The sequence below is a fragment of the Fervidicola ferrireducens genome, from assembly GCF_001562425.1.
In the GTDB taxonomy this organism is placed as follows: Bacteria; Bacillota; Thermosediminibacteria; order Thermosediminibacterales; family Thermosediminibacteraceae; genus Fervidicola; species Fervidicola ferrireducens.
Window position 1 is genome coordinate 38,138 of record NZ_LOED01000004.1, and the last position, 24,881, is coordinate 63,018.

Sequence of the window (24,881 nt, forward strand, 5' to 3'; positions counted from 1 at the left end):
CAATTTCAGCTATAGTAAACTTTGACCGAAGGAACGATTAAATTATAACAAAAATCAGAAGAAATTACAATTACATCAATTACTTTCTCTCTACAATGGTAATTTTTTCCATAGAAAGTCCTGTAGTTCGAGTTACTATATCCGTAATCTGCGCCACTTCCTTCGTAGAAAGACCTTCCGATTTTACTATAACATTAGCTGAATCCCCTGAAAGAATTATGACAGCATCTTCAAACCCTTTCGCTTTAATCAGGTTTTCTACGTTCATTTCTTTTTCTACTTTTTCAGCCAATGCAATGAGGTCTTTTTGAGCTTTTTCCTTAGATTCCTGGCTTGCATTGGGGTTGTTTATGATTTCGCGCAAATAATCGGCTTCCTGACTCCTCAAGCGGTCCCTCTCTAGTCGGTAATCGACGAAAAAGTCTTTTTCGCTACCATTTTTTGCACTTACCGATTCACTATCAGGAGGATTTAAGGTGGAAACTTCTTCAGCATCAGGAACGTTGGTATCTCTGTAAATTACTTTGGGGTAATTTCCGGACATCATCAGGTACATTGAAAATACCAACAAGACTATAAAAAAACTTATAAGCAAAGTCTTACGTTTAAACAAAATCATCGGCTTTTCCCTCCCATTCATTTCGAAAATGGCAAAACTTTAATTTTGTAAAGAGGAATACCCAGCAAAGTAGATGTGGCTTTTGTTATCCTATCTACGGTTTCAGAGGAATCTCCTCCGTCAGCCACTATTAAAACTCCCTTTACCGTAGGTGTCACTTTTTTTACGAGGAGAGGTTCTTCTTTGCCGCCTTTGTTGAGCAGGACTATTTGCTTGTTTGCCTGAAGTTCTGTTATAGTCCTGACACCTCCTTCGCCATCGTTTTCCTCGGTAACTCTTTTATTATCAACCGAGTTAAAGGCGGGTTCAATATATCCCTCGCTTTCAAGGGTAATCATAACTTCCACCCTTCCTGCACCTTCTATTTGAGACAAAATTTGCTCTAGTCTTTTTTCCATCTCTGATTGAAAAAGTTGAGGGTCGGTATCTATACCTGAATTATCTATGGACTCAATGGAACTGACTCCTGTACTGTCTAACGATTTTTCTTGCGATGTAATTTTGGCAAAAGAAAGCATTAAGAGTCCCATCAATCCTATACTTATTAAAAAATTAAGAGATTTATTTTTATTTTTTTTGAATAAGTTCATAAAATTTTTTATCATTTCACTTTCCATTAATTTCCCTCCACTTCTACTGAAATGTTTGTTTCGGGAATTTCGTAGAAAGCACTCAAATACTCTTTTAATTTTTTGATTTCATCTTTTTCAAAATTAGTTTTCGAAGTACTGCTAAGATGCGAATCTAGACTTACAAATACTTTCTCCACATTCTTTTTGGGTTGAGGAGAATTTTTTTTAATTACGAGGTGAATTTCTTTAATACTCCCATCTTGTTCTACTTTAACATCTGTTTTGGAAACCTCAAGAAAAGTAAGTTGTCTTAGCTGTCGAACAATTCTTTCCTCGAGTTCTTTCTCATACAATTCCAGTGCCATTTCCATATTTTTTTGTTTTAATTTTTCTGCTTGCCTAGAAATTGAGTTCTCGTCAAGGTATCCCCCCGCTTCTAGCTGTACACCGGCAAAAAATGTATCGGCATTCAGAAGCGAAATTATCGGATTCAATATAGCAATCATCACGATTATCCCTAAGATCACTTTTATATATTTCCGCAAGTCGTTATCAGGCATGAACAAATCCACAAACAACGTAAACATTGCTACCATAATTATCTGTTTAATCCATGAACTCAAATTGGCAACCACAACATCACCTCAACATAATCGATAAATTTCCTGAAGCTAACACAATTGTTATAGCTATGAAGAACATCATCGCTACCGATGCAACCGAAATAAATATCAAGGTCAACGAATTGCCTATGTCATTTAAGCATTTTACTATTGAATCTTCACCAACAGGCTGTATTATTGCAGCACTCAAACGGTATATGAAAATAATCGACAGGATTTTTATCACAGGAAAAATTGTTATGAGAAATAATGTCAACAATCCAATTAATCCTATTGCGTTCTTCAATATAAGCGAATAGCCGACTACTGCGTCTAAGGCATCGGAAAATATACCTCCAACGATGGGCATAAAATTTTTCGATGCGAATTTTGCCATTCTTATAGTTATCCCGTCAACAGTAGCAGCCGTTGCTCCCTGGACTACCATGATGCCCAAAAAAACGCTCAAGAAGAGCCCCATCAAAAATACGCATACCTGCCTCAAAAGATGGGCGAGCTGGGAAACGTGAAAACTGTCGGTAATATTATTCACCAAGCTCAAAACCGAGATGAAAAAAATAACAGGCAGGATTATGTCTTTAATCCACGTGCTTGCAGCAGTAATACCCATGAAAATGAGAGGATTAAAGACACTTACGGAAGTCATTCCTCCCACTGCAGCAAGTAGCGTAAATACTGTGGGCATTATGGCTTGCACAAAAGAAACCATTTTATTTATCGCTTCTTGTCCCGTTTCGATGGCAATTGTAAAGCTCTGAATAGCTATTATCACCAAAACGAATAAAACCGCACTGTAAGCCATTTTCCCTATATTATCTTTTTCAAACCCGTGATGAAGATTTTTTAAAACAGCGCATATCACAGAAAGTGCTATTAATTTTACAAGTAAACTGTAATTTGCGGTAATTTCATGAAATACATACCGCATAATCCCTTCGAACAAAGACTTAAAATCGATTTTTTGATTCTTCCTTAGAGAATTTATAAGGTCTTTTAAATCACCTAAAGGAAAATAACTGCCGTATTCCCGGTTGAAGTCGTTTATAAAATCGTCAATTTCCTCAATGTTAAGATCTTCCAGTTGATTTTCTATATCATCGGCAGCCAAAGACAATGGTGAAGTTATCAGCAAAACTACCAAAAGGCAAAGTAAAAATTTTTTCAAAGCGATCACCTTTTCAGGGAAGAATTTTCAGCAAAAGTTCAAGCACCGCCATGAGGATCGGTATCGAAAGAAGCATTATTATAATTTTTGCGGCAAATTCGATTTTTGTCGCTATAGAGGAAGAACCGGCATCCCTGCAAATCTGAGCTCCAAATTCGGCCACATAGGCAATACCTATAATTTTTAGTATCGTATTTAAAAAGATAAAATCTATGTTTGCCCTCGCTGCCATGTTTTGAAGAAGACTTAAGGCCGAAGCAATTTTATTGAGCATCAAAAGAAAAACTATGGTGCCTGCGATTATGCTAATCTGCAAGGCCATTTCTGGTCTTTCTTCTCTCAATAACACTACGAAAACCGCTGCCATCAGGCCAATTCCTACAATTTGGATAATCTCCATGCCTCCATCTCCTCAATATAAGTGGAACATTGATTTTACATTGTCAAAAAGGCGGCTTATCAGCTGAATGACCATCATAAGTACTATTACCACACCTACAAGAGTAGTCATTTGGGCCTGTTCCTTTCTTCCAGCTTCATCAAGGACTTTGCTCAAAATAGAGATTACTATCCCAATCCCCGCTATCTTAAATAGAACGTCTACGTCCATTCGATGACACCTCTCAAGATAATCTGAATTAATACAACAAAAGGACCAGCGTCAGACCGGTTAAGACTCCTAAATATTTCCATAATTTTTCGTTTTTATTTTTTTCTTCTACAGCTAAATTTTCTTGCTGCTTTAACTGAGACAGGGTCAACTTTAAATTTCTTATCTGATCTTCCTTATCCGAGGAACCGAGATATTTGCCAAAAGAAGTCAGTATTTCAAAATCAGAATCGTTGAGCGGAATTTGAGATTTGAACTCATTCAGGGAAATTTCCCAGGCCTCCGATGCCGTATATCCTTCCATTGAAAGTAAAAGTTGACGGACCTTCCTTAAAAACATAGAGATTGTTGGATCACATCTTTTGCTTACGTTGTTTAAGGCCTCAGGAAGGGGGGATTGACCGTAATCAATCTCCGTTTCGAGCATGGATAAGGCCGTTTGAAAATTTCGCAGAGCTTTAGGTCTGTGTTGGTAATATCCCGCCATAATAAGACCTATCATAGTGCACGAAAAAATCACCAATGCACTTCCCACCAACTTTAACATTATTTAACTTCCCCCTTTTCATTTCTGTCGTAGATAATTCGAAAATCTTTTCCTTCAACCACCTTTTCTAAAGTGCCTATTCCGTTGCTAAACCCCAAAATCAGGTACCTATCGAAGAATTGGTTTTCTATCAACTTCCGTATGGTGGGCCTTCTTTTCAAATCTTCTAAATCCGTGCCGTGGGCAGTCGTTAAAAGTTTGACGCCGGCATTTATTGCCTCTTCCAAAGCTTCCACATCTTCAGGCCTTCCAATCTCGTCGGTAGCTATTATTTCTGGAGACATAGACCTTAAAAGCATCATAATACCTCGCGCTTTCGGGCACCCGTCAAGTACGTCTGTACGTATGCCTACATCATTCTGAGGCACTCCTTCATAACAACAGGCTATTTCAGACCGCTCATCTACTACTCCGATTTTAAAACCTTTAGAGCCTAGTTTGGAACTCCCGGAACTAAGCTGCCTGATTAAATCCCTTAGCAAAGTTGTTTTACCCGCTTTGGGCGGCGATATTATCATTGTATTTAAAAATTCGCCTTTTTCATTTATTACGAATGGAATTGTTTCGTCGGCAGCTCCCAAAATTTGCCTTGCTATTCTTATATTGAATCCGGATACATGCTTTATAGTTTTGATTCTCTCTGCTTCCATCACCACTTTTCCGACAATCCCTACCCGATGGCCCCCTTTCAAGGTAATGTAGCCGTTTTTTATCTCGTCTTCCCATGCATAGATAGAACTTTGGCTAATCAATTGGAAAGTCTTTTCTGCGTCGTTGTCGGTTACAATATAAGCACTCTTTGGATCCTCAGTGGTTGAGCCATCGGGCGTTACCATGTAGTCAGTTCTTCCTTCGACCACCATAAGTGGTTTGCTCCGACGCAGTCGGATCTCCTCTACCTTTTCCAATTTTTCGGGCGGCAATTTAAAAAATGCGGTCCTTATAGTCGAGGGAAGTATAGGTGATATGTGTTTTTCTAATTTTTCTAGAAAGTTTTGCTCTCCTCGTCTTTGCAACCTCTTGTCCCTCCTCTTTTAATTTATATTTTCTAAATCCAGGCAATATGACTGGAAAAACATAAAAAAAAAGAGGGCTTTTTTACCCTCTTTTAACCTTCAATCGTTATTTTCCACTCTTATTTCCGCCTTGCAGTTTGGACATTCAGTTTTTCCTTCTTCATCAATCAGATCCTCGTCTATGAATATGATTTCATGGCACTTGGGACACTCGATTTCTCGCAAATCCTCATCGAGGTCATCGTATTCATCTTCATCGTAATCTTCTTCGTAATCGTCTTCATATTCATCGTCGTAATCTTCCTCATAATCTTCGTCGAAATCATCGTCTGAATCTTCATCGCCATAAAAATCATGTTCCAGCTGGCCTAGATCTTCATCGATGCTTTCCACATATTCCTGAGTAGCTTCAGAAAACGCCCTCAGGTCATCAATTGCTTCGGCCATTTCTTCCATTACTTTTACTATTTCTATTAACAGTCGTTTTTCTTTGGACTCATCCAGGCCCAGTCCATCGGCCAATCCTTTGAGGTATGAAACCCTCGACTTTAAATTATCCATTTTATTTCCTCCCCGTATTTTATTTAGACTCGGCTTAAATACTCACCGGTCCTAGTATCTACCCTTACTACATCACCCTTTTCTATAAATAGAGGCACTTGAATTACCGCTCCGGTTTCCAAAGTTGCGGGTTTTGAACCACCAGTGGCAGTATCACCTTTGAATCCTGGTTCGGTGTCAACCACGGTCAGTTCCACAAAAGTCGGCAATTCAACGCCAATAGGCACTCCTTCGTAAAACATTACAACTACTTCAAGGTTTTCTTTCAGATACAGTATAGCGTCACCCAGTTGTTCCTTAGTAAGAGGAATCTGTTCATAAGTCTTGGTATCCATAAAATAGTATGTATCACTAGCTTGATATAAATACTGCATAGTTTTTCTTTCTACAATCGCTCTGTTTAACCTTTCTCCCGCCCTAAAGTTCCGCTCAAAAACCTGACCCGTCTTGACATTTTTTATTTTTGTCCTTACGAACGCCGCTCCTTTTCCGGGTTTTACATGTTGAAAATCAATGACCATATAAACTTCTCCATCAATTTCAACAGTTACACCAGGTCTTAAATCATTGGTGGAAATCATGGCTATACCTCCATTCATTGAAATTTTATAAGTTGTTGTTATAAGCAAATTATATCCTTCGGCGATTGGGTTAAATTTATGCAACCATCATCAGTAACTATTACCAAATCTTCAATCCTCACTCCACCAAAACCTTCCACATAAATTCCGGGTTCAACAGTAACTACCATGCCCGGCAAAAGGCAACCATCGCCTTTTTGGCTGAGTCTTGGGCCTTCATGCACTTCTAATCCCACTCCATGACCCAGACTATGGCCGAAATTTTTGCCAAATCCCTTTTTTTCAATAAACTCTCTTGCTATTGTATCCACCTCTTTACAAGAAACTCCTGCTTTAATATATTCCAATGCTCTTTTTTGCGCATCGAGGACTATATTGTACATTCTTTCCTTTTCTTTATCTAACTTGCCTAAAAAAACTGTTCGAGTCATATCCGAGCAGTAGTGATTAAATTTTGCACCGAAATCTATTGTCAGAAAATCACCGGCTTCAAGTTTTCTCGCGGTAGGTTTTCCGTGCGGAAGTGAACTTCTCGGCCCTGAAGCTATTATCGTCGGGAAAGCAAGGCCATCAGCTCCGCTTTTTTTCACAAAGTATTCGATTTCAAGGGCTATGTCGTTTTCGGAAACACCCGGGCGGATATAACCTAAAATATGTGAAAAAGTCTTATCGGTAATTGATTGGGCTTGTTTTATAAAATCAAGTTCTGTTTCGTCCTTTACCGTTCTCAATTCCTCTACAAGATTCTCCGTGCTCACTATTTCGATTCCATTAAAGAAATTTTTCATCTCTTCGTATGATTTTAACGTCAGATAGTGGCCCTCGACGGCAATCTTCTTTACCCCCATCGATATCAATTCCTGGGCAAATTTTTCATAAGGTGAAATGTTATATTTCAATTCTACTATTTCCACACCGGTTGTTTTGCTTTTTGCTTCTTCGACATAGCGAAAATCCGTAAAAACAATATTGCGTTCTTTACCTATTACGAGAAAACCTTCCCCATCGAATCCACAAAGATAATATTGGTTTTCGGGTTTAACAATCAGTATCGCATCAAAACCTTTATCTATTAACTTTTGTCGCAAATTGCTGATTCTTGATTGATTCATATACGACCTCCTGAATTTTACCTTGCACAATATACATAACAAATCTCCTATTATATTACCATATTTCCCACTATTTGAATAGGTACTTTTGAAGATGCCATTTTTTTAATGAGTTACATCCGGCATTGGATAATAAAAAAGATTTACCGTCAATATACTTTTCCATAAGTCAGCTTTACCTGTATATTCCATTATTACTCGACTCACCTGACTTATTCTTTCAAAACTTTCCATGCAGTTTAAAAATCTTATAAAAGAATCTCTTTTACCTTCCAATGTGATTTCAACGGGAATAACTTTTACCTTACTTTTACCATTCTCCACAATTTCTCCAGGTTTTATGCTAAGAAGGCTAATATTTTCAGTCCTAGCCCAGCTTTCTACCTTAACAATGTAAGTAGATATTTCATCATCCGAAGGGAGTTTCACTAAACTAGTTTTAATCACTTCATCTACGCTATCTTTATTGCTGTAAATCCCCTGCAATAGTGAAAGAACTGCTCTTTTCTGTTGCACTTCGGCTTTTGTAAGGAGGTACTTTTCTATCCATCCGTAGCCTATTTTGAAAAAAGCAATAAATGTACAGGTTATAAAAAACAATGACAATAAAATTTTTTCACGTCGGGTCAGTTTGTTGTTCAATCAAATCATTCCCCCGGATGTGGAAAATTATCTCGAAGGTATAAAAATTTTTTTCCGATTCTTTTTTTATAAATCCAAGGCGCACTTTAGATATTTCATCGTTGTTTTCCTTAAGATTTTCAATCATATACGCAATAGACGAATATTCGGGGGAAATTCCCCTTATTACACCATTTCCGCCGCCATCTATATCGATAGAAGTCAAAAGCGTGCCAGGAGGAGGCGTTTCCAATATTTTTCGGAGGTACTCGGACATTATTACTCTATCTTTCAATAGTGCATTTATTATTTTCGTTCTTTCCTGTAAATCTAAATAGAGTTTTTCTGCATCCTTCCCAGAACCGAAAGAAGAACGATAAAAGAAAATAGACTTATCCAATTCTTCGAGTTCAGTTTTTAACTCTGATAACAAGGCATTATATCTTAAGACACTAACCGTCATAAAAATAAATATAACAAGTCCCGAAAAGATAAATGACAGTTTTGTTCGTTTTTTTCTGCCAGTTTTTAAGTATTCTTCGGGAATCAGATTCAATTTGTGCACTAGAATACTCCTCTCAAGGCATAACCTAAAGCACACGAAAATTCCATCTTATCAAAACCGCTTTTTAAATTTGGGTCTATTTCTATATTAGGAAAATCGAGCTCGTGGGCCAGGAATACTTCGATTCGCGTTTCATTGAAAAAATAGTCTTTCAACCCTAGTAGCTTTCCCCCACCACCGGTAAAAACGGCGGTTTTTACTTCCTCACCTTTTCTTTGTTGAAAATACTTTATGCATCTAATTATCTGAAGCGTCAGATGATGAATTAAGGGGGTAAGGCATTCTTTAACTTCGTTTTGATAATTTCCGGGATTTTTTTTGATTGATTCTGCCTCAGATTCATTGAGCGAAAAGGATTTAGCTATTAACTTTGTCATGTCATCGCCGCCTGTGGGAACTGAATAAGTAAAATCTACCTTGCCGCAATCAAATAGTGTAATCTCCGTCCTTGCAGCACCAATGTCGACTACTACCAGATTATGTTCTGGAAACGAGGACTTAAATACCCGAGAAATTGAAAGTGGGTAGATATCTATGGCTTCAAGAAACAATCCCGATTCTCTTACAGAATATAAGTAACCCATTACATCGCCTTTTGACGCCGCGGCCATTAAAATTTCATAAGAATTAGTTTTGGCTTTTATTACTTCATAATCTACAACATACTCTCCATCTAATTCTTCCATTAATTCCTTCTTCTCCCAGAAAATGGCTTGTTTCAGTTCTCCAGGTCCCATTTTAGGCAATTCTATTTTTTTATAAAGCGCTCTATCATTTGGAATACCAATCGTTATCTTCTGCTTTTTTAGATGATCTTTTAGAAGATCAAAAACCGCGATGAGGTTTTCACACCCCGCCTCTTTTGAACAGGCTCGGTTCTCCGAACGATTAGGTATAGACCATAAATTTTTTACTCTTAATTTATTTTTACATTTTTCTAATTGAACAATCTTTATAGCTCTGTTCCCTACATCAATACCGACAAATTTCGGGAGGTTAAACATGATTTCACCTTTCAACAATGATGCGGATTATTTCGGACAATCTCTATAGCTTTTAAAATCTCGACCACTGCATTTGTCCTGAATTGCTGATTTAAGAGTTGCGTTTTTGCAAAAACTTCGCCGCTTTCTGTGACGACATATTTAGGAGGCAAATTGTTTAATGCTATAGCCGCGATATCGTATTTACATCTTTCACAGGCACATGCATTTTTTTCTTTTATCAATCCATCCAAAAGAGAAAATACCACGTCTTCCATATAATTTTTTAAGCACAACTTCTTCCCCATCTTTTCTTTCCCTCCAAAACCTAAGGCTGAATACCAATTAAGGCCCCAAAGGGGGTTACCGACGTTTGGAAAGTAACGCTTCTCTCTTTCCCGGCTTTCAGTGCAACTTTTACGACCTTAGAACCCGGATTTTGTCGAAATTCGATAAAAGAAAGTTCCGCTACCGGGTTTTTCCCGCCGTTTTTTTCCCGGTACAAAGTGCCATATTCCAGGTAATAATAAACTTTGGAGTCGTCTGGCAGCCTGATTTCAATTTTGCTGTTCGATACAACCTTTACATCCTTTGCCTGTACTATCGCAATAGAAAGCCTGTTTATTGCATAACGGGCATTTTGCAGGTTCGACAGTTCTTCCCAACTTTGCCTGTATATTTTCATCCCCGAACCAAGTAATGTATAAGATGCAACAAATAAAAGAGATAAAATAGCTGCCGATAATATCAGTTCGATAAGGGTCATTCCTTTTTCGTTTCTAAAATGTTCCGCGATACGTGACAATTCTAACCCCATTGTTATTTTTTGTTTTTACCTCCACGCTAATTTTCATCAAGGCGTCGTCAATTTTTTCAATTTTTTCGTAGATCGTAAATTCCATATCGCTCAATTCTACAGTTTCTTCGGTAAGTCCTTCTGCTTTTTGAAGTTCTTCAAAAGATAAACCTTTTATTTCTTCTATTTTCTCCTGGGCTAGTAATGTAGCCGCAGTAATCTCCTTGCTAAATTTTGACGCAAAAAGACTTTGAGCAAAAAGGCTGAGTAAAGAAGCAACAACAATCCCCAAAATTGCAACGGCTACTGCTATTTCAACTAAAGTAAAACCTTCGTCCCCCCTAATATAGTTACGGTGCCATTTCACTAATTCTCACTCTTCCTGTAGCAACATTCACTATGACGTAAAGTCTCTTCTTTTGATTCTTTATAGCTACGGTGCCTCCCTGCTGTGGAGCTCCAGAAGGAGTAAATATCAATGTGTTATCAGGAAAATTTGTCCACAAAAAAGAAATTCCTTTCGGCAAAAATACTCTTGATGACTTAAAGCCCTTAAGTATTTGATAATTATCACGCCTATATACGTCAAACAGGATTTTGTAGTTTTCACCTTCAGACATGGCCTGCTGTTGTATAGTTCTTATATCTTGGGATAATTTTTGAGCTGCAAGCTGCAGTTTGAAATTTTCCATGATACCCTTTACATTAGGAAGGAGACCAAAACAAAGGACACAAAAAATCGCCGTTGCCGCTATAGTTTCTATCAAAGTAAAGCCTCTGGACGTTAATTTAATACCCATAGGTCACCTCGAAAGAGGAAATTTAATTTTTAGAGCTTACGCTCAATTCGAAACTAGTACCGTCGGATGAACTGTATGTTATGACGAATTTTTCTGTCATTTTGTCCCAACTATCTTGATTTAAGTAGGTCGGGATTAAAGCTTCTTTTAAATTATTGACGTCACCTACTGGGTATTTTTCATTTGCTGTATAGTACATTTCAAGGGCGTTTTTCAGCATGGTTTCATTGGCCTTGGCTATTTTTTGTTTCGAATCGTTTATCAAACCCGATACACTAGGAACGGTAATCGCTAATACCAAAGTAATGATTGCTATGACTATAAGCAGCTCCAACAGCGTAAATCCCTGTTCTCCTTTATTCGCCAAAATTATCCCCCCCTCTTTTTCTCTCAATTTAAAATGTAGTATACATGCGAAACATAGGAAGAACTGCTGATATTACCGTAAAACCTATAATTATCGACATTAAAAGAATTGCCAGCGGTTCAACTAAAGCCAAAACCCTCTGTTGTAAGGCATTAACTTCGTTATCATAAAAGTCTGCAGTTTTAAATAAAATTTCATCGAGCCTTCCGGATTCTATACCGGTCTGCAACATCCTCAACATAAAGATGGGAAAAGATGAAGTTTTTAGGGAACTTGCCAATGTTTCCCCTTTTTTTATATTTTCTCTAGCTACCCGTAAGTCCAATTTAAATACATAATTGCTCATATTCTTTTCGGCCAGCTCGATAGCCTTTATCAAAGGTATGCCGCTTGACAACAAAATGCCGAGAATCCTGCAAAAATTGGCCGCATTATTGTTTTTTATTAAAAGCCCTAACACCGGCATATTAAGTAAAAATTTATCGATTTTGTAAGCTTTTTTTGAATTTTGCCTAAACCTGTGTTGAATCAACAATATCGATATAATAATTAAAGTCAGAGAAATCGCAAGTCCTTTCGAATTAACAGTAATAGCTATAAAAATTTGAGTCGGCACCGGAAGGTAGATTCCAGCTTGCGCAAACATATTAGAGTATAATGGCATTAAGGTGTATGATAAAAAATAGTAAACGGCTATACTTATAAGACCCAAAAAGGCCGGATAAATCATGGAGGTTTTAAAACGCTGCCGGTATTTTGCAATTGTTTCAAAATACACCGCCAACTTTTTCAGGATGTCTTCTAACTTGCCCGAAATTTCCCCCGTTTCCACGGCATATACGAGTATATCCGGAAATATACCCGGTTGATTTTTGAAAGCTTCCGACAAAGTAAAACCCCTATTTAAATCTCTCATCATTTTTTTAAAAGTCCTCGCCAGGCCTGGATGGGAACTTTGCTGACATAAGACCGCAAGACAATCCATTACAGGCATGCCCACTTCAAGCATTCCGGACATCTGACGGCAAAAAAATGCGAGCTCATTATATTTTTTATTTAAAGAAATCTCTCCCAAAAAGTACAAAAAAGAATAGAAAGGATGTTTTTTAATGGTGACCGGATAGAACCCATTTTTTCTCAAGAGTTCAACGATGTCGGTTTCACTCTGCGTTTCGTAAACTCCATGCAATATTTCCCCTTTCAAGTTCTTACCGCGATAGTAATATACAGCCAATTGGAAGAACACCTCTTTTAATTAGAAAAAATAACCTTGATTATTTCTCTCGGTGTGGTTATCCCTTCAATAACTTTTTTTACTGCAGTTTCTCGAATGCTCCTAAAACCCATCTGCTTAGAAACTTTTGTAAATTCCTCGGTTAAATTTCCTCTAGTGATTAGTTCCCGATGCTTTTGAGTAAGGAGAAGAATCTCTGCTATGACAGTTCTCCCGCTAAACCCCGACTTATTACACAGATTACAGCCTTTCCCGTGAAATAGTTTTTGGTTTACACCCAAACCTAATGCTATTAAGTCTTGCACCTCCGGTTGGTATTCTTCCTTACAGTATGGACATATTTTTCTTATCAACCTCTGTGAAACTACTCCTATTAAGCTGGAAGCTACCAATGATGCCTCCACGCCCATACCGAGCAACCTAGTTATTGACCCAACCGCATCTCCTGTATGTAGAGTTGAAAGGACCAAATGTCCGGTAAGCGCAGCTCTTACCGCTATCTCCGCCGTTTCCCTGTCCCTTATTTCCCCTACCATTATGACGTTTGGATCCTGCCTCAAAATTGAACGAAGGGCCTGGGCAAAAGTAACTCCAGCTTTTGGATTTATTTGTAATTGATTTATACCGTCAATTATGTATTCTACTGGATCTTCTAACGTAACTATGTTTTTTGATGAATTATTGATGTGATTCAGCATGGAATAAAGAGTCGTCGTTTTGCCACTTCCGGTCGGTCCAGTAACGAGTATCATTCCGTGCGGGAATTGGAGCATTTTCGATATTAAATCCAGTTCATAGCTGTCAAATCCCAAGTATTTCAAATCCAGTGTCATCCGCTGATGATTGAATATTCTAAGGACCAGTTTTTCTCCGTGAATTGTAGGCATCGTCGATACCCTAATGTCATAGATGTTATCGTTAATAGGAAAATCAAAATGCCCATCCTGTGCAATTCTTTTCTGAGCTATATCCATGCCACCCATAATTTTAATTCTCGTAACTACGGAATCGAGAAGTTCTTTCGGCCATCTGATAACTTCAAATAACTCCCCGTCTATACGATACCTTACTCTGATCTCTTTTCCCTGGGGTTCTATATGGATGTCACTTGCGCCTTCAGAAATTGCCCTGAATAGAACGGTATTTACCAATTTTATTATTGGAGCGCTTTCTTCATCGTATAAATCCTCGTATGATGATTCATCCTGAAGTCTAATACCTATGTTCTGTAGAACCTCTTTTATGGAATCTTTTGCCGAATAAAATATTTCTATTGCCCGCTCTATCTGAGTTTTCGATGCCAGAGCTATTTGAATCTCCTTTCCGGTTATAACCCTTAAGTCGTTTATCGCAACAACGTCTACAGGATCGCTTAAAGCTAAAGTAAGGACCCCTTCTTTATATTTGACTGGAAAAGCGTTATATTTTCTTGCAAGGCTCTCTGGTAGGAATTTTATGATCTCAGGATCGATATCATAAGCATTTAGATCCACATAGGGTATTCCTAATTGAAATTCCAGGACTTCCATCAACAATTTTTCTTTTATCAACCCAAGCTCAACTAATATTTCACCAATTCGTTTCCCGGTCTTTTTTTGTAAATCCAGAGCATCTTCAAGCTGGTATTTGGAAATTATATTGTATTCTAACAATATTTCGCCAATTTTTTTAATCACCGTATCACCATTGTAGTAAATTTTTCCTACATGGTAAATATTCAACGTTATTTTTCAAATTCCTCTAAAAAGCCATAAAAAAAATTGCCTTGTAAAGTTGATAAAACCTAAAATTTCGTCAAGAGACCTCTTTTTTCCATAAAATCGATCAATTTTTTCTCAAAACGCCTTATAATTCTTGTCCAGAAAAACTCTTGTTCACTTATCGGTTTTACCAATATAACCATCATTCCCATCCTTTTGGCCCCCAAGACATCCGTAAATAACTGGTCTCCTACAAAAGCGGTTTCCTTTGCCGAAGTCCCCGTAATTTCCAATCCTTTTAAAAAGATTTTTTTGCCCGGTTTAAAAGCTCCTGTTACGGCGGGAATCCCCAATTTTTTCGAGCACTCTATTATTCTCCGAGCTAGATTGTTCGACACTATACAAAATTTAAAGCCTTTTGCCTTGCCTTTTTCAATCCATTCTATAAGTTCATCGTTCACCTCGCTGGAATTCCATGGAACGAGCGTATTATCCAGATCTATTAATATAGCTTTGATATCGTTTTTTTTCAAATAGTCAAAATCTATTTCGAAGATGTCCATAACGTAAAAATCTGGCAAAAATAAGTTCCACATAAAGGCCTCCGTAAAAAATAATTTAAATAAAAAAGCGCATATAAATTATATCATACTACGAGCCGGTTAACTGCAGCCTTCTGAAAAAAACTCATTAAATAATTTTTTTATCGCCTTTTTTTCTATTCTAGATACATAAGATCTAGAAATCCCCAATATCTTGGCTGTTTCTCTCTGAGTTCTTACTTTGCCATCGTATAACCCGTACCTCAATTCTATTACCCTTTTTTCGCGTTCTTCCAGAACCGTTCCCACTTTGTCTCGGAGTTTCTTTAGCTGAAATTTATTCGTTATTTCATCTATTATAGCATCGGAATCGGTGCCTAATACGTCCATCAGAGAAATTTCATTGCCTTCCTTGTCGACACCTATGGGATCCTGCAAAGACACTTCAACCTTCGTTTTCTTTGTCGAACGAAGATTCATCAAAATTTCGTTTTCTATGCATCGTGCAGCGTAAGTGGCCAGTCGGTTACCCTTGCTTTCATTAAACGTATTTATGGCTTTTATTAACCCGATAGTGCCTATAGAAATCAGGTCATCCATATCTTCTCCAGTATTAGCGAATTTTTTAACTATGTGGGCAACTAGTCTCAAATTCCGTTCTATTAATATGTTTTTAGCCTCTTCGTCACCTTTTTTATATAGTTCGAGATATTTTTCTTCTTCTTCAGGAGTGAGCGGTTGCGGAAAAGTATTATTGTTATTGATGTACCCCATCCATGTAAGCAGTTCTTTAAAAAATAAAAAACCCAAAGTCAAAAGGGAAGACAGGACGCCTTCCATTTGAATCCTCCTTCCTCGCGTACCTATATAATATGACTTTGGGTGAAAAGAAGTGCATGTTTACTTTCCGTTCAAAAAATAAATTTCTTCTGCAATTTTTCTAAAGACAGGAGCCGCTTTTAAAGGACCTGACTGCCCTTTTTCTATAAAAACGGCTATGATATATCGTGGATTGTCCGCCGGGAAATATCCCACAAACCATGCATGATTAGTTCCGTCGCCCAGTTCGGCGGTTCCTGTCTTCCCTGCCGCTTTAAAAACATCTTCCGAAGGAGCTGCGAACAAGCCGCTTCCGTAATCGACCACTGCCTCGAGAGCTTCTCTTACCTTCCTTACGGTATCCGATGAAATTATTCTCTCCGCCTCTTTTTCTTTAAATTCCAGCTGCTTTACGACTCCGTCTTTATCAACCACTTTTTTTACAAGCAATGGAGGTTTTCTAAGGCCGTCGTTCGCTATAATGAACATGATTTGTGCTGCTTGTAACGGCGTAATTTGAAGGTTCCCCTGCCCTATCGAAAGATTGCCCAGATCGGCATAATAAACATTCTTGTAAGGTGGAATGTAACCAGGTTTTTCTTCCGGCAGTATATCCAATACCGTTTTACCCAAACCAAATTTCTCCGCGTATTCTAAAATCCTCTCTTTGCCCAACTTTATTCCAAGTTCTATAAAAACAGAATTACAAGAATGAGCGAAAGCCTCTTTTAGGGTAATACGTCCGTGACCACCCTTTTCATAGCTGCTGCAACGGATTACATTTCCTCCTACCTCTATTGAACCTGTACAAAAAAATTCATCATCGAGTGTTGCAATCTTTTCTTCCAGAGCGGCAGAAAGAACTACGATTTTAAATATCGAGCCTGGTATGTAAGCTTGCACAGCTCTATTTATAAGAGGTGAATCTTCACCTTTAATGTACTTCTCAAGCTCATATTGTTTATAATTCGGTCTACTTGCCATCGCCAAAATCTCACCACTATCAGCATCCATTACGACAACGGCGCCTTTTTTTACCGATTGATCCATAATTCTTTCCACTATGGATTGTATTTTACTGTCAATTGTCAGATAGACTCCCCACTTTTCTTCGCCGGATGCATCTTTCGATATTCCCGGTATGGGTTGCCCCAAACCGTCGAAAAATATATTTGCTTTTTTGTCTCCTTCCAAAATTTGATTGAAAGCTTTTTCTATCCCCGCCTTTCCGTTGTACCCAACCAGATGAGTAGCAAGGGCACTAGATCCATAACGCATCTTTTTTGAATAAATAAAAATACCAGGGGTCTTGCCGATAAACTTTTTAGTAATTTCCAAATTTATGTCCGATAACTTTATACTCTTAGGTTCGTCCGAGTTTGTTTTAGTTAGGACGTTATTTTTCTGCAGAAATTCAATTTCAGTATCTTTTAGCCACTTTGGAGAAATATAGACATACTTTTCTTCGTAAGAACCCAAAAGAGATTCACCGTTCCTGTCAAAAATTCCACCCCGTGTTACTTCCCCCGAAACTCCCCGCCATTGAGCCATAGCTTTGCTGGATAAGTAATCGTGAGATAATATTTGAATATCAAAAATCCTTAATATTAAAACTCCTGTTAAAAAAAATATAAAGGCGAACAAAAAACTTATTCTATCGCCCTTATTCACATACAATCACCCATATATAGATTTTCACTTTTTAATTTTTTTATGCTATATAAAAATTACCTTTTTTGTTCGCTTTCTTTTTTAGCTTTAAGATGTTCTTCGTATGTTTTGCTAAAAGTATGCGAACCATCCTTATTTGCTACGAAGTATAGATAATCCACATCTGCTGGATTTAAAACAGCCTTTATGGACTCCATTCCAGGTGAAGATATGGGCCCAGGAGGAAGCCCGGAATTAATGTAAGTATTGTAAGGTGATTCTATCTTGAGGTCTTCAAGAGTAAGCACCTCTTTATGCTCTTTAAGTACATATTCTACAGTTGCACATGACTGAAGCGGCATGCCCTTTTTCAATCTATTCAGAAAAACGGCAGCAATAACTGGTTTTTCACTGTTCAATTTTGCTTCTCTTTCTACTATAGAAGCCAGCGTAATCACTTGATATGTATTAAGCCCCAGCTTTTTTTCCTTTTCTAGAAATTCTCCATTTCTATAATATACATCGTAAAATCTTTTTATCATTGCATCTATGTACAAGCTTACAGGGCTGTCTTCCGGCAAGTAGTACGTATCAGGAAACAAAAAGCCTTCCAACGTTGCTCCTGCCGGTAACGTCTTTAAAAATGGATATTTATCTTCAAATAGCGAAGGAACAGCCAATCTCAAAAATTCCTCTTTGGCGGCAAGTCCATTGGACTCAAACACTTCGGCTATTTTTTCCAAAGTCAACCCCTCAGGAATAGTCACCTTTTTCAGCGCCACTTCTCCTTTTACAAATTTATCTACCATCTCCGGAAGGCTCATGGCATAATTTAAACGGTAGCAGCCGCTTTTAAATTTTGTATCAAGTCGATTTATTTTCGTATATATTAAAAAAATAAGAGAATTCTTTATCAATCCTTCCTTTTTCAGACTTTCGCCTATGGTCTTTGCCGTCATACCCCTTGTTATCTCAAAGGATACTGTGTCTAGCCTTTTTGGATTCGCCGGCGACAGCATCCAAAAGTACCACCAAACCGCAGAAAGACTCAAGAGTAAAGGTATCGCTACAAAAAGCAGCCTCCATCGCCGTATTTTCTGTCTCCACAGGCTATCCCTAAGCTTTTGCCAGTAAACTTTTATATCTTGCAAGTAAAACCCCACCTTCATCGAGCTTTATCGAAATATCTTCTCAAGCCTGTCCTTTTTATAAATAGCAACATAGGTATTCCCAGAAAACCGACAGCGATAAGCTCTCCAAGCGCAATGTAGGAGGCAGTAAGAGCATAAGGCATATCATATAGCAAGCTGAGATAATACGATACTCCAAGAGCGTTAAGTATTATAGGCGGAATTGCTCCCAGGAACGGATTCGGCATTTTACTGGTCAAATATGCGGCAACCAGGGTTATAAGACTTCCTCCATATACATCCCACGGACCCAAACCTCCGAGTAAATTCGCCAAGAAACAGCCCACAAAAAGACCGGGCACTGCAGAACTTTCTATTAAAGGCAAAAGAGTAAGAGCTTCGGAAACCCGCACTTGCAGTGGCCCATAACTTATGGGTTTTAAAAAATACGTCAATGCAGCATATATTCCGGCTATTACCGAAGCGCGTACGATATACCTGATAGATCTCACTAAGCTTTCATCCTGGTTCAAAAAACTTGACTGTTTTTATCTCCAGCCAAGTCGGCCCCCAGACCAGGCTTTCGCCTCCTTTCCGGATATTTGATTTGCCCTCCGAGGGGCAGGGCGACAGGGGACCTCGGCCCGGGAGTCCCACCCGGAACCCGAGCAGGGCGGTTCCCCGCCCTCTTGTCCCGGCCCCAACCAGCACGGACTTAACGGGGTGCAGAGCACCCGCGGATTTGGGTTTCCCGCAACAAGGGCAACCGCCGCCCGAGCCGCTCTGTTAGAGACGCCTACCGGTTTGTCCGACACCGGCTAAACGGGGTCAACGTAAGGACAGGACGAGCTTTTTGAGGTCATGCCAGACGGAGTAATACGCCTCCTGCTGCCACTGAGCAAGTCCGTTGTGCAGCAGGAGCTTCCCTTCCAGCCACCTCAAGCAGGCCCTGACCCTACGGGTCATCCCTCTTCCTTCCCTCGGTGTATAAGGATCGACCTTACAGGTCAGGTTTTGCTTGATTTGGGCTACTAGTTGTTTAAGCTCTTTCGTTATCCGTTCCTTAAAGCCCATCACCCGGCGGCCTATGCTCAGCGCCGCAGCGCAATGCACTAGAACGGCGTAACGCTCCATGTACTTCCAGTAACCAATGGTGGACGTGTGCCGGGCAGGCACGAGCTTAAAGGACACCCCTTCCTTGACAGCCCTCCTGCCCACCGCTTCCACCATTTTCGCAAAGGGAAAGTTTGAAGCCATTCGGTTGAAGTTTTTGCTGGTGTCCAGCCTGTCCTTGCCAAAATCGAGGTCCTCCAAGATAATCGGCTTACCCAAAAGAATGGCTATGTCAACTACTACTTTGGCCAGGACGCCTATCAGGTAGTCCCGCCGGAAGCCGGAAGCATAGGTCAGGTCGGGTAATCTGATGTAGAGAAAGCCGTTCGGGTAAGTGATGAGCTGAAACTCTCCTTCATACTTGCCCAGATTGCCGGGGCAGGGGACACGGAAGTCTTCCGGCCACGGCTCAGGCTAGCCCAAAGCACTTACATTGCACAATGCCACCCCATCAGGGTTGGTGTCCAGGGCTAAACAACCTTTAGTAAAGTCGGGCTCCCGCACCACGCCAAAGTCGAAAGTCAGATGCACTATATAGCGGCCTTCCGGGGTACGGACCAGCTCTACTGTGTAAGGCAGCTTCATAGTCAGCCACATCCGCAGCAGGTCCCGGTACTTCTCTGACAGCCACAGCCTGCCCTCCACCCTGGGAGCATGGCTCATCTTGGAACGGCCAAGGGCGTCTTCGCCCACCTTCTCCGAGAGGTGGGAAATAGTCGCCGCCAAGTAAAATTCCCCTTCATGGTGGGTTACTTTTATGTTCGGATTGCCACCCTTTGTCTCGTCTCCCCGGGAGTAGAGGCGGTTTTTGCGGGCGGCCTGCCACTCCTCCGCGTGGTCCGACCTTTGCAGACCCTTTCCCACAGTTTTCTCCCGCCAAACACCACCCCGGGTACGGTCCCGTTTTCCCGGTGAGCCCCCAGTTCGGCTAGCTTCTCCTCTAAAGACGCTACCCGGTTGTTCCGCCCCTTGACCACCAGGCGGAGTTTTTCAACAATGTCCGGGACATCGCCTTTCCTCTCTGCTTTCACCAGCTTCCTCATAGCGAGGCCGAGCTTCTTCCTCGCCCGGCCCAGCTTCTTTTCCGTCTCCTCAATCTCCAACTCCAGTAACTCTTTTTGGGAGTCCAGTAAAGCTTGTACCTTAAGCCTGGCGTCGTCCGCATAGCGGGAGTTGAGTCCGAAGAGCTTCTGGCCAAGTTTTTTGATCTCATCACGGGAAGTGCCTTCCAAGAGCTGGTTGAAAGCCCACCGCATGCAGGCACAGAAAAGACGCATCTCTGTCACAAGAGGGTCTTCCTCTCCCCGGCTCCATTTCCGCGAGCGAAAGGCCGGGTAGATCTCCGGAAAGAACTCCCCGCACACAGTCATGCTAAATTTGTCCTTCTCGTGTCTCTTCGGCATCCCGTATCAGCTCCCGAAAGCCCTGCCGGATTTTTCTGCCACCCCTCGCACCATACAGCCGGGCTGAAAAAGAAGTCACTACAGCCAGCAAATCCTCCTTGATTTTTTTTACTCCTATTTTAGTTTATCGCTAAAGCCCTTCCGCGTCAACTTGAACCACTTTCTATGGAAAATATCCTCCTTTACAAATAAAGTTTTTTGTTATATAATTCCCCTTGAAAACTACATAACAAACCTCGTTTAGTTAAAGGGGAGTAGCCTAAAAGATAAAGCCATCATCTCGGCAATCTGGAGTAAGTATAACCGGATTGCCTGGCTTTATCTCCCGCTTTTGGGGGCAAGACCTTTGACTGTATTTCTATTTCTCTGGAAATCAGTCAAAGGTTATTTTTATTATTTAAAAACGGGAGGTGAAATTTTTAAAAAATTAAATCGTATCTTTTTTAGAAGCAAATAATAAAAAAGAGTCTTTATTAAAGGTTACCTTTTAAGGGGAGGGTCTTTTTTGGAGAACAAAAAGTGGTACGCACTGCGTTCTACAGAAGCAGCAGAAATTCTCAATACATCTTTATCTGAAGGGCTTTCTTCGGAAACCGCCCAGCAAAGGCTAAAAGAATTCGGATATAACGAATTAGTAGGCAAAAAAGGACCAACTTTATTCGAAATGTTCTTAGACCAATTCAAGGATTTCTTGGTTATAATACTTATAGTTGCCAGCTTAATATCAATTCTCATAGGTGAAGTCATCGATTCACTGGTGATCATTTTTATCGTAATTTTAAATGCGGTACTCGGGGTTGTTCAAGAATATAAAGCCAACAAAGCTTTAGATGCTCTGAAAAAAATGGCTGCACCCGAGGCTAAAGTCATCAGAGATTCCACAGTTCAGGTTATACCGGCGCGCGAATTAGTACCTGGCGACATAGTTTTATTGGAAGCAGGAAACTACGTACCCGCCGATTTGCGATTAGTAGAAAGCGTTAATTTAAAGATCGATGAATCCGCCCTTACCGGCGAATCGGTACCCGTAGAAAAAGACGCAGAAAAAGTTTTAAACGGCGAAGTTCCCTTGGGTGATAGGATTAACTGCGCATTTATGGGCACAGTAGTCACCTATGGTAGAGGTAAAGGAATCGTGGTTTCGACGGGAATGAAAACCGAAATCGGCGTGATTGCCACAATGCTCGAATCTTACGAGGAGGAAATAACTCCCCTTCAAAAGAAGCTGGAGGAAACAGGAAAGGTTTTGGGAATTGCCAGCCTAGTGATTTGCGGTGTGGTATTTTTAATGGGTCTTTTCAGAGGTATTCCTTTCCTTGAAATATTCATGACCGCAATAAGCCTGGCGGTTGCTGCAATTCCCGAAGGTCTTCCCGCTATTGTAACCATAGTACTAGCGCTAGGTCTTCAACGAATGGTCAAGAGAAATGCAATTATTAAAAAATTACATGCCGTCGAAACATTAGGGAGTACTACCGTTATATGTTCGGATAAAACCGGAACCCTTACTCAAAACCAGATGACCGCGACAAAAATTTTTACAGACGGACAATTTTTCTCCATAACCGGCGAAGGTTACAGGCCCTTCGGAGATTTTTATCTGAATGACAAGAAAGTAGACCCCAGATCCAATCCGGCGCTCGAACTGCTTTTAAAAATCGGAGCTCTTTGCAACGATGCAAAATTAGAAGAAGTCAGCCAAGAACAAGATTCCCCAAGCTGGAGAATTTTAGGCGATCCGACAGAAGGCGCCCTTGTAGTCGCTGCAGCTAAAGCTGGATTGGTTACCTCTGAATTGGAAAAAAGCGAGCCAAGGGTAAAAGAAATCCCCTTCGATTCAGATAGAAAACTTATGACCACAATACATCCATGTGGCGGAAAATACGTGGCTTATGTCAAAGGCGCTCCAGATGTACTTTTAAGCCGTTCGAAGTACATCTATAAAACCAACCAGATACTGCCATTAACCCAGGATGATATTGAAGAAATAAACGCTGCGAACAAAACCATGGCTTCTCAGGCATTGAGGGTACTTGCTCTAGCTTACAGGCCATTGGAGAAATTGCCGGAAGAACCCAAATCCGAAGATATCGAAAAGGAACTGATTTTTGTAGGATTAATCGGAATGATAGACCCGCCGCGCCCTGAGGCCATTGAAGCCATAAAAATATGCAAACAAGCCGGCATCAGACCTGTCATGATTACCGGAGACCATAAGGACACGGCAGTGGCCATAGCAAAAGAGCTGGGCTTAATGGAAAATGAAACCGGAGTGCTGACCGGTGCGGAACTCGATTCCATAACCGACGAAGAGCTTCTGAAAGAATCCAAAAAAGTATCAGTTTACGCCAGAGTATCCCCCATTCACAAACTAAGAATAGTAGACGCTATAAAAAACAACGGTCATATCGCTGCCATGACCGGTGACGGCGTCAACGATGCACCTGCGTTGAAGAAGGCGGATATAGGCGTGGCTATGGGCATCACCGGAACTGACGTGGCAAAGGAAACGGCCGATATGATTCTCGTTGACGACAATTTCGCCAGTATAGTTGCAGCTGTCGAGGAAGGTCGCGTCATTTATTCCAATATACGTAAATTCATATTTTTTCTCTTGTCTTGCAACATAGCTGAAATTCTTATCATATTCGTTTCCATGCTGGCGGGATTGCCCATTCCGTTAAAACCGATTCAGCTATTATGGATAAATGTGCTGACAGACGCATTCCCTGCCCTAGCCCTCGGAATGGAAAATAAGGAGCCCGATATTATGCAAAGGCCGCCTAGAAAACCAGAAGAGCCCATTATAGATGGAAGGATGCGCTGGCAAATAGCAATTCAGAGTATTTTCATGACCGTCGCAGTAGTAGGAGTATTCGTCTATGCATTAAAAACAACAGCCGATTTAGAAAAAGCCAGGACCTTTGCTTTTACTACGTTAATTTTTAGCGAACTTCTGCGCGCGTATACTTCCCGTTCTGAGACCTACTCAGTATTTAAGATCGGCTTTTTCACTAATCGCTTCATGGTATTAGGCACTTCCATATCACTGATATTGCTTTTTGCCGTGATTTATATACCGTTTTTGAGGACCGTTTTCGATACCACATACTTAACTTTTATGGAAATGGATATCATTATACTATTTGGCTTAATTCCTTTTGCATCAGCCGAAATAAGTAAAATATTTCTAAGGAAAGCCAAAGCATAAAAAACTAAAAAGAGCTTGTCTTTTAAAAGGACAAGCTCTTTTATTCTTAACTTCCCTGACATTTTTTGCAATAACCCAGAAATTTTACCATGTGGTCTATAATTTTAAATTCATTTTTAGTTTCAATCTGGTGTTCCAACTCTTCAAGAAGATCATCGTCAAACTCGTAAACCTGACCACATTTTAAACAAACCAGATGGTGGTGCTGGTGTTTTTCATCCTCGCTGAGCTCGTACCTGTAACACCCATCGCCAAAATTGAGCTTTTTTATTATGTCGCATTCATCGAAAAGCTGCAAAGTTCTGTAGATGGTGGCAAGCCCTATTTCCGGAAATTTCTTTTTTACCAATGCGTATATTTCTTCGGTGCTCATATGCCTTGAAGGATTTTCCAAAAGCACATCCAAAGTTGCCTTTCTCTGAGGGGTGAGTTTTACTTCTCTGTTCCTCAGTTTATCTTCAAAAAATTTCATCTTTCTTATTTTATCGTCCTCGTTTTTTTTTCCTTTTCTTTCAGGCAAAATCCTTCCCTCCTGATAAAA

At 40.0% G+C, this 24,881-nt stretch carries 28 protein-coding genes and 2 pseudogenes; 1 reads left to right on the plus strand and 29 read right to left on the minus strand.

What is annotated here, in order from left to right:
• Positions 1-79: 79 nt before the first annotated feature.
• The 28 genes and pseudogenes from AN618_RS02755 to AN618_RS13945 all read right to left on the minus strand — a co-directional run bounded on the left by AN618_RS02755 (position 80) and on the right by AN618_RS13945 (position 21,129).
• Positions 80-619 carry a SpoIIIAH-like family protein gene (locus tag AN618_RS02755; RefSeq protein WP_066351780.1) on the minus strand — a complete coding sequence of 180 codons (540 nt, stop codon included), beginning with the start codon at positions 617-619 and terminating at the stop codon, positions 80-82.
• Between the two features lie 17 nt (positions 620-636).
• The gene (locus tag AN618_RS02760; RefSeq protein WP_066351782.1) at positions 637-1,236 is read right to left on the minus strand and encodes a hypothetical protein; all 600 of its coding nucleotides are present in this window, start codon (positions 1,234-1,236) and stop codon (positions 637-639) included.
• A complete protein-coding gene (spoIIIAF, locus tag AN618_RS02765) occupies positions 1,236-1,826 on the minus strand; it encodes a stage III sporulation protein AF (protein ID WP_066351784.1) in 591 nt (196 codons plus the stop codon). The genes AN618_RS02760 and spoIIIAF overlap by 1 nt, the downstream gene beginning before the upstream one ends.
• A 4-nt stretch (positions 1,827-1,830) precedes the next feature.
• Positions 1,831-2,988, minus strand: a complete 1,158-nt coding sequence (gene spoIIIAE / locus AN618_RS02770; RefSeq protein ID WP_066351786.1) for a stage III sporulation protein AE — start codon at positions 2,986-2,988, stop codon at positions 1,831-1,833.
• Between the two features lie 4 nt (positions 2,989-2,992).
• Positions 2,993-3,379, minus strand: coding sequence for a stage III sporulation protein AD (gene spoIIIAD / locus AN618_RS02775; RefSeq protein ID WP_066351788.1), 387 nt, complete (start codon positions 3,377-3,379; stop codon positions 2,993-2,995).
• Positions 3,380-3,391: 12 nt separating this feature from the next.
• Positions 3,392-3,589, minus strand: a complete 198-nt coding sequence (spoIIIAC, locus tag AN618_RS02780) for a stage III sporulation protein AC (RefSeq protein ID WP_066351790.1) — start codon at positions 3,587-3,589, stop codon at positions 3,392-3,394.
• Positions 3,590-3,617: 28 nt separating this feature from the next.
• On the minus strand, positions 3,618-4,136 hold the full coding sequence (spoIIIAB, locus tag AN618_RS02785) for a stage III sporulation protein SpoIIIAB (protein ID WP_245628361.1): 519 nt from the start codon (positions 4,134-4,136) through the stop codon (positions 3,618-3,620).
• On the minus strand, positions 4,136-5,152 hold the full coding sequence (spoIIIAA, locus tag AN618_RS02790) for a stage III sporulation protein AA (RefSeq protein WP_066351796.1): 1,017 nt from the start codon (positions 5,150-5,152) through the stop codon (positions 4,136-4,138). The genes spoIIIAB and spoIIIAA overlap by 1 nt, the downstream gene beginning before the upstream one ends.
• A 99-nt stretch (positions 5,153-5,251) precedes the next feature.
• Positions 5,252-5,713 carry a CD1247 N-terminal domain-containing protein gene (locus AN618_RS02795; RefSeq protein ID WP_066351808.1) on the minus strand — a complete coding sequence of 154 codons (462 nt, stop codon included), beginning with the start codon at positions 5,711-5,713 and terminating at the stop codon, positions 5,252-5,254.
• A 23-nt stretch (positions 5,714-5,736) separates the two neighbouring features.
• The gene (gene efp / locus AN618_RS02800; RefSeq protein WP_066351810.1) at positions 5,737-6,294 is read right to left on the minus strand and encodes an elongation factor P; all 558 of its coding nucleotides are present in this window, start codon (positions 6,292-6,294) and stop codon (positions 5,737-5,739) included.
• 38 nt (positions 6,295-6,332) lie between these two features.
• Entirely contained in the window at positions 6,333-7,406 is a 1,074-nt protein-coding gene (locus tag AN618_RS02805; RefSeq protein ID WP_066351814.1) for a M24 family metallopeptidase, read from the minus strand.
• 105 nt (positions 7,407-7,511) lie between these two features.
• On the minus strand, positions 7,512-8,048 hold the full coding sequence (gene pilO / locus AN618_RS02810) for a type 4a pilus biogenesis protein PilO (protein ID WP_066351816.1): 537 nt from the start codon (positions 8,046-8,048) through the stop codon (positions 7,512-7,514).
• Positions 8,023-8,592, minus strand: a complete 570-nt coding sequence (locus tag AN618_RS02815; protein WP_066351818.1) for a PilN domain-containing protein — start codon at positions 8,590-8,592, stop codon at positions 8,023-8,025. The genes pilO and AN618_RS02815 overlap by 26 nt, the downstream gene beginning before the upstream one ends.
• Complete coding sequence (gene pilM, locus AN618_RS02820) at positions 8,592-9,596, minus strand: pilus assembly protein PilM (protein WP_066351820.1); 1,005 nt, start codon at positions 9,594-9,596, stop codon at positions 8,592-8,594. Before pilM ends, AN618_RS02815 begins: the two co-directional genes overlap by 1 nt.
• 11 nt (positions 9,597-9,607) lie before the next feature.
• Positions 9,608-9,883 carry a late competence development ComFB family protein gene (locus AN618_RS02825; protein WP_066351823.1) on the minus strand — a complete coding sequence of 92 codons (276 nt, stop codon included), beginning with the start codon at positions 9,881-9,883 and terminating at the stop codon, positions 9,608-9,610.
• A gap of 20 nt (positions 9,884-9,903) precedes the next feature.
• Positions 9,904-10,380 carry a PilW family protein gene (locus AN618_RS02830; RefSeq protein WP_066351826.1) on the minus strand — a complete coding sequence of 159 codons (477 nt, stop codon included), beginning with the start codon at positions 10,378-10,380 and terminating at the stop codon, positions 9,904-9,906.
• Complete coding sequence (locus tag AN618_RS02835) at positions 10,355-10,738, minus strand: type IV pilus modification PilV family protein (protein WP_066351827.1); 384 nt, start codon at positions 10,736-10,738, stop codon at positions 10,355-10,357. The genes AN618_RS02830 and AN618_RS02835 overlap by 26 nt, the downstream gene beginning before the upstream one ends.
• Positions 10,722-11,063 carry a GspH/FimT family protein gene (locus AN618_RS02840; RefSeq protein WP_245628362.1) on the minus strand — a complete coding sequence of 114 codons (342 nt, stop codon included), beginning with the start codon at positions 11,061-11,063 and terminating at the stop codon, positions 10,722-10,724. The genes AN618_RS02835 and AN618_RS02840 overlap by 17 nt, the downstream gene beginning before the upstream one ends.
• A gap of 33 nt (positions 11,064-11,096) precedes the next feature.
• A pseudogene (locus tag AN618_RS14135) lies at positions 11,097-11,171 on the minus strand (prepilin-type N-terminal cleavage/methylation domain-containing protein); the annotation flags it as partial.
• A 22-nt stretch (positions 11,172-11,193) separates the two neighbouring features.
• Positions 11,194-11,538, minus strand: coding sequence for a type II secretion system protein (locus AN618_RS02845; protein WP_066351833.1), 345 nt, complete (start codon positions 11,536-11,538; stop codon positions 11,194-11,196).
• A 28-nt stretch (positions 11,539-11,566) separates the two neighbouring features.
• Positions 11,567-12,772, minus strand: a complete 1,206-nt coding sequence (locus AN618_RS02850) for a type II secretion system F family protein (protein ID WP_066351834.1) — start codon at positions 12,770-12,772, stop codon at positions 11,567-11,569.
• Between the two features lie 17 nt (positions 12,773-12,789).
• Entirely contained in the window at positions 12,790-14,493 is a 1,704-nt protein-coding gene (locus AN618_RS02855) for a GspE/PulE family protein (protein ID WP_083515011.1), read from the minus strand.
• Positions 14,494-14,555: 62 nt separating this feature from the next.
• The gene (locus tag AN618_RS02860; RefSeq protein ID WP_066351835.1) at positions 14,556-15,068 is read right to left on the minus strand and encodes a YqeG family HAD IIIA-type phosphatase; all 513 of its coding nucleotides are present in this window, start codon (positions 15,066-15,068) and stop codon (positions 14,556-14,558) included.
• A 66-nt stretch (positions 15,069-15,134) separates the two neighbouring features.
• Positions 15,135-15,854, minus strand: coding sequence for an RNA polymerase sporulation sigma factor SigK (gene sigK, locus AN618_RS02865; protein ID WP_066351842.1), 720 nt, complete (start codon positions 15,852-15,854; stop codon positions 15,135-15,137).
• Positions 15,855-15,914: 60 nt separating this feature from the next.
• Positions 15,915-17,384: a peptidoglycan D,D-transpeptidase FtsI family protein gene (locus AN618_RS02870; RefSeq protein ID WP_157081609.1), complete on the minus strand. Its 1,470-nt coding sequence runs from the start codon at positions 17,382-17,384 to the stop codon at positions 15,915-15,917.
• Between the two features lie 176 nt (positions 17,385-17,560).
• Positions 17,561-18,634, minus strand: coding sequence for an endolytic transglycosylase MltG (gene mltG, locus AN618_RS02875; RefSeq protein ID WP_066351849.1), 1,074 nt, complete (start codon positions 18,632-18,634; stop codon positions 17,561-17,563).
• Positions 18,635-18,648: 14 nt separating this feature from the next.
• Positions 18,649-19,125, minus strand: coding sequence for a QueT transporter family protein (locus AN618_RS02880; RefSeq protein ID WP_066351972.1), 477 nt, complete (start codon positions 19,123-19,125; stop codon positions 18,649-18,651).
• Positions 19,126-19,441: 316 nt separating this feature from the next.
• A pseudogene (locus AN618_RS13945) lies at positions 19,442-21,129 on the minus strand (IS200/IS605 family accessory protein TnpB-related protein).
• Positions 21,130-21,634: 505 nt separating this feature from the next.
• Here AN618_RS13945 and AN618_RS02895 point away from each other — a divergent pair.
• Entirely contained in the window at positions 21,635-24,340 is a 2,706-nt protein-coding gene (locus tag AN618_RS02895) for a calcium-transporting P-type ATPase, PMR1-type (protein WP_066351854.1), read from the plus strand.
• Positions 24,341-24,386: 46 nt separating this feature from the next.
• Here AN618_RS02895 and AN618_RS02900 read toward each other — a convergent pair whose 3' ends face one another.
• Positions 24,387-24,821 carry a Fur family transcriptional regulator gene (locus AN618_RS02900; RefSeq protein WP_425402668.1) on the minus strand — a complete coding sequence of 145 codons (435 nt, stop codon included), beginning with the start codon at positions 24,819-24,821 and terminating at the stop codon, positions 24,387-24,389.
• Positions 24,822-24,881: the final 60 nt, after the last annotated feature.

Bases quoted from the DNA above. Each gene is read 5' to 3' on its own strand.
- AN618_RS02755 (WP_066351780.1), bottom strand. From the start codon at position 619: ATGATTTTGTTTAAACGTAAGACTTTGCTTATAAGTTTTTTTATAGTC.
- AN618_RS02760 (WP_066351782.1), bottom strand. From the start codon at position 1,236: ATGGAAAGTGAAATGATAAAAAATTTTATGAACTTATTCAAAAAAAAT.
- spoIIIAD (WP_066351788.1), bottom strand. From the start codon at position 3,379: ATGGAGATTATCCAAATTGTAGGAATTGGCCTGATGGCAGCGGTTTTC.
- spoIIIAC (WP_066351790.1), bottom strand. From the start codon at position 3,589: ATGGACGTAGACGTTCTATTTAAGATAGCGGGGATTGGGATAGTAATC.
- spoIIIAB (WP_245628361.1), bottom strand. From the start codon at position 4,136: ATGTTAAAGTTGGTGGGAAGTGCATTGGTGATTTTTTCGTGCACTATG.
- AN618_RS02795 (WP_066351808.1), bottom strand. From the start codon at position 5,713: ATGGATAATTTAAAGTCGAGGGTTTCATACCTCAAAGGATTGGCCGAT.
- efp (WP_066351810.1), bottom strand. From the start codon at position 6,294: ATGATTTCCACCAATGATTTAAGACCTGGTGTAACTGTTGAAATTGAT.
- AN618_RS02805 (WP_066351814.1), bottom strand. From the start codon at position 7,406: ATGAATCAATCAAGAATCAGCAATTTGCGACAAAAGTTAATAGATAAA.
- pilM (WP_066351820.1), bottom strand. From the start codon at position 9,596: ATGTTTAACCTCCCGAAATTTGTCGGTATTGATGTAGGGAACAGAGCT.
- AN618_RS02825 (WP_066351823.1), bottom strand. From the start codon at position 9,883: ATGGGGAAGAAGTTGTGCTTAAAAAATTATATGGAAGACGTGGTATTT.
- AN618_RS02840 (WP_245628362.1), bottom strand. From the start codon at position 11,063: ATGGAAAATTTCAAACTGCAGCTTGCAGCTCAAAAATTATCCCAAGAT.
- AN618_RS02860 (WP_066351835.1), bottom strand. From the start codon at position 15,068: ATGTGGAACTTATTTTTGCCAGATTTTTACGTTATGGACATCTTCGAA.
- sigK (WP_066351842.1), bottom strand. From the start codon at position 15,854: ATGGAAGGCGTCCTGTCTTCCCTTTTGACTTTGGGTTTTTTATTTTTT.
- AN618_RS02870 (WP_157081609.1), bottom strand. From the start codon at position 17,384: ATGGCTCAATGGCGGGGAGTTTCGGGGGAAGTAACACGGGGTGGAATT.